This is a genomic window from Streptococcus massiliensis DSM 18628, from assembly GCF_000380065.1.
GTDB lineage: Bacteria > Bacillota > Bacilli > Lactobacillales > Streptococcaceae > Streptococcus > Streptococcus massiliensis.
Genome location: NZ_KB904436.1, coordinates 1 through 3,771, shown reverse-complemented (window position 1 = coordinate 3,771; position 3,771 = coordinate 1). Strand labels below are relative to the sequence as shown.

The 3,771-nt window shown below is 48.2% G+C and carries 1 tRNA gene and 2 rRNA genes; all 3 read left to right on the top strand.

The features are described from left to right. Nucleotides 1-179: 179 nt before the first annotated feature. The 3 genes from A3I3_RS0109420 to rrf all read left to right on the top strand — a co-directional run bounded on the left by A3I3_RS0109420 (nucleotide 180) and on the right by rrf (nucleotide 3,771). A tRNA-Ala gene (locus A3I3_RS0109420) sits at nucleotides 180-252 on the top strand. A 260-nt stretch (nucleotides 253-512) separates the two neighbouring features. Continuing rightward, nucleotides 513-3,414 (top strand): 23S ribosomal RNA (locus tag A3I3_RS0109415). Nucleotides 3,415-3,655: 241 nt separating this feature from the next. Next, a 5S ribosomal RNA gene (gene rrf / locus A3I3_RS0109410) occupies nucleotides 3,656-3,771 on the top strand.

Genomic DNA, 3,771 nt, shown 5'->3' with positions numbered 1-3,771 from the left:
GCGGCTGGATCACCTCCTTTCTAAGGAAATTAAGTTACGAAGACGTTAAGAAAAACGTATCATTTTAGGAAACTGTCAAGAAATCCTGATTTCTTAGACAGTTTATCTAAATGACTAGTTTTTTAGTCTGAGTACAATTACGGAAGCACATTGGGTCTTGTTTAGTTTTGAGAGGTCGTGGGGCCTTAGCTCAGCTGGGAGAGCGCCTGCTTTGCACGCAGGAGGTCAGCGGTTCGATCCCGCTAGGCTCCATAGGATACTGAAGACGGTTCGCTTAAGCGAAAACTTCTGTAGGAAATTAGGAAACCGACGTTGTGTGTCTTGCACACCAGGAGGTTTCTCTATTTTCCTAAGAAGTTAGTCTGAAGTTCAACTTTATTCAAAGTTGGAAGTGGTATCCTCATGCACATTGAAAATTGAATATCTATATCAAATAGTAACAAGAAAATAAACCGAAACGCTGTGAGAAGAGTTTTAAAAAGAAGTTTTCTTTATTAAATTTAATGAAATAAGGTTAAGTTAATAAGGGCGCACGGTGGATGCCTTGGCACTAGGAGCCGATGAAGGACGTGACAAACGACGAAATGCTTTGGGGAGCTGTAAGTAAGCCTTGATCCAGAGATGTCCGAATGGGGGAACCCGGCAGGTAATGCCTGTCATCCAACTCTGTTAAGGAGTTGCGAAGGAAGACGCAGTGAACTGAAACATCTAAGTAGCTGCAGGAAGAGAAAGCAAAAGCGATTGCCTGAGTAGCGGCGAGCGAAACGGCAAGAGGGCAAACCGAAGAGTTTACTCTTCGGGGTTGTAGGACTGCAATGTGGACGTAAAGAGTATAGACGAATTACCTGGGAAGGTAAGCCAAAGAGAGTAAAAGCCTCGTAGTCGAAATAGTCTTTATACCTAGCAGGATCCTGAGTACGGCGGGACACGCGAAATCCCGTCGGAAACTGGGAGGACCATCTCCCAACCCTAAATACTCCCTAGTGACCGATAGTGAACCAGTACCGTGAGGGAAAGGTGAAAAGCACCCCGGGAGGGGAGTGAAAGAGAACCTGAAACCGTGTGCCTACAACAAGTTCGAGCCCGTTAATGGGTGAGAGCGTGCCTTTTGTAGAATGAACCGGCGAGTTATGATATGATGCGAGGTTAAGTGGAAGAAGCGGAGCCGTAGGGAAACCGAGTCTGAAAAGGGCGGAATAGTATCATGTTATAGACCCGAAACCATGTGACCTACCCATGAGCAGGTTGAAGGTGCGGTAAAACGCACTGGAGGACCGAACCAGGGCACGTTGAAAAGTGCTTGGATGACTTGTGGGTAGCGGAGAAATTCCAAACGAACTTGGAGATAGCTGGTTCTCTCCGAAATAGCTTTAGGGCTAGCGTCGACATAAAGATTCTTGGAGGTAGAGCACTGTTTGGGTGAGGGGTCCATCCCGGATTACCAATCTCAGATAAACTCCGAATGCCAATGAATTATGGTCGGCAGTCAGACTGCGAGTGCTAAGATCCGTAGTCGAAAGGGAAACAGCCCAGACCACCAGCTAAGGTCCCAAAATAATTGTTAAGTGGAAAAGGATGTGGGGTTGCACAGACAACTAGGATGTTAGCTTAGAAGCAGCTATTCATTCAAAGAGTGCGTAATAGCTCACTAGTCGAGTGACCCTGCGCCGAAAATGTACCGGGGCTAAAACAATTTACCGAAGCTGTGGATACCTATTATAGGTATGGTAGGAGAGCGTTCTATAGGTGATGAAGGTGTACCGTGAGGAGCACTGGAACGTATAGAAGTGAGAATGCCGGTATGAGTAGCGCAAGACAGGTGAGAATCCTGTCCACCGTAAGACTAAGGTTTCCAGGGGAAGGCTCGTCCGCCCTGGGTTAGTCGGGACCTAAGGAGAGACCGAAAGGTGTATCCGATGGCCAACAGGTTGAGATTCCTGTACTAGTATGTATCGTGAAGGAGGGACGCAGAAGGCTAACTCAACCAGACGAATGGAAGTGTCTGGCTAATCAGTGAGGCGTGGTATGAGTCAAATGCTTATACCTATAACGTTGAGCTGTGATGGGGAGCGAAGTTTAGTAGCGAAGTGAGTGATGTCACGCTGCCAAGAAAAGCTTCTAGCGCAAAGTACATACTACCCGTACCGCAAACCGACACAGGTAGTCGAGGCGAGTAGCCTCAGGTGAGCGAGAGAACTCTCGTTAAGGAACTCGGCAAAATGACCCCGTAACTTCGGGAGAAGGGGTGCTGACTATAGTCAGCCGCAGTGAATAGGCCCAAGCAACTGTTTATCAAAAACACAGCTCTCTGCTAAATCGTAAGATGATGTATAGGGGGTGACGCCTGCCCGGTGCTGGAAGGTTAAGAGGAGTGCTTAGCGGTAACGCGAAGGTATGAATTGAAGCCCCAGTAAACGGCGGCCGTAACTATAACGGTCCTAAGGTAGCGAAATTCCTTGTCGGGTAAGTTCCGACCCGCACGAAAGGCGTAATGATTTGGGCACTGTCTCAACGAGAGACTCGGTGAAATTTTAGTACCTGTGAAGATGCAGGTTACCCGCGACAGGACGGAAAGACCCCATGGAGCTTTACTGCAGTTTGATATTGAGTGTCTGTGCCACATGTACAGGATAGGTAGGAGCCGATGAAAAGTGGACGCTAGTTTACTTGGAGGCGTTGTTGGGATACTACCCTTGTGTTATGGCCACTCTAACCCGCATAGGTGAACCCTATGGGAGACAGTGTCTGACGGGCAGTTTGACTGGGGCGGTCGCCTCCTAAAAGGTAACGGAGGCGCCCAAAGGTTCCCTCAGATTGGTTGGAAATCAATCGTAGAGTGTAAAGGTATAAGGGAGCTTGACTGCGAGAGCTACAACTCGAGCAGGGACGAAAGTCGGGCTTAGTGATCCGGTGGTTCCGTATGGAAGGGCCATCGCTCAACGGATAAAAGCTACCCTGGGGATAACAGGCTTATCTCCCCCAAGAGTTCACATCGACGGGGAGGTTTGGCACCTCGATGTCGGCTCGTCGCATCCTGGGGCTGTAGTCGGTCCCAAGGGTTGGGCTGTTCGCCCATTAAAGCGGCACGCGAGCTGGGTTCAGAACGTCGTGAGACAGTTCGGTCCCTATCCGTCGCGGGCGAAGGAAATTTGAGAGGATCTGCTCCTAGTACGAGAGGACCAGAGTGGACTTACCGCTGGTGTACCAGTTGTTCTGCCAAGAGCATCGCTGGGTAGCTATGTAGGGAAGGGATAAACGCTGAAAGCATCTAAGTGTGAACCCCCCCTCAAGATGAGATTTCCCATGATTAAATATCAGTAAGAGCCCTGAGAGAAGATCAGGTAGATAGGTTAGGAGTGGAAGTTGTGTGAGCAATGGAGCGGACTAATACTAATCGCTCGAGGACTTATCCAAACTAAGTAATGAGGACGTGAAGAAAAGCGTATGATTTTAGGAGATAGCCGAGGTTTCGATGAAACCGAAGGATAGCTATCTAAATCACTAGCTTTTTAGTCCGAATACAATTTTAAGTAATGAGGACGTGAATCGTAAGGATTTAGCCCGAGTACAATTTGATTTCAAGAACAGAGTTTTAGTTTAGCACTTGTTAGCAGAATAGATATTCAATTTTGAGTGTTCATCGGACATTCAGCAGTTAAGTGACGATAGCCTAGGAGATACACCTGTACCCATGCCGAACACAGCAGTTAAGCCCTAGAACGCCGGAAGTAGTGGGGGGTTGCCCCCTGTGAGATAGGGGAGTCGCTTAGC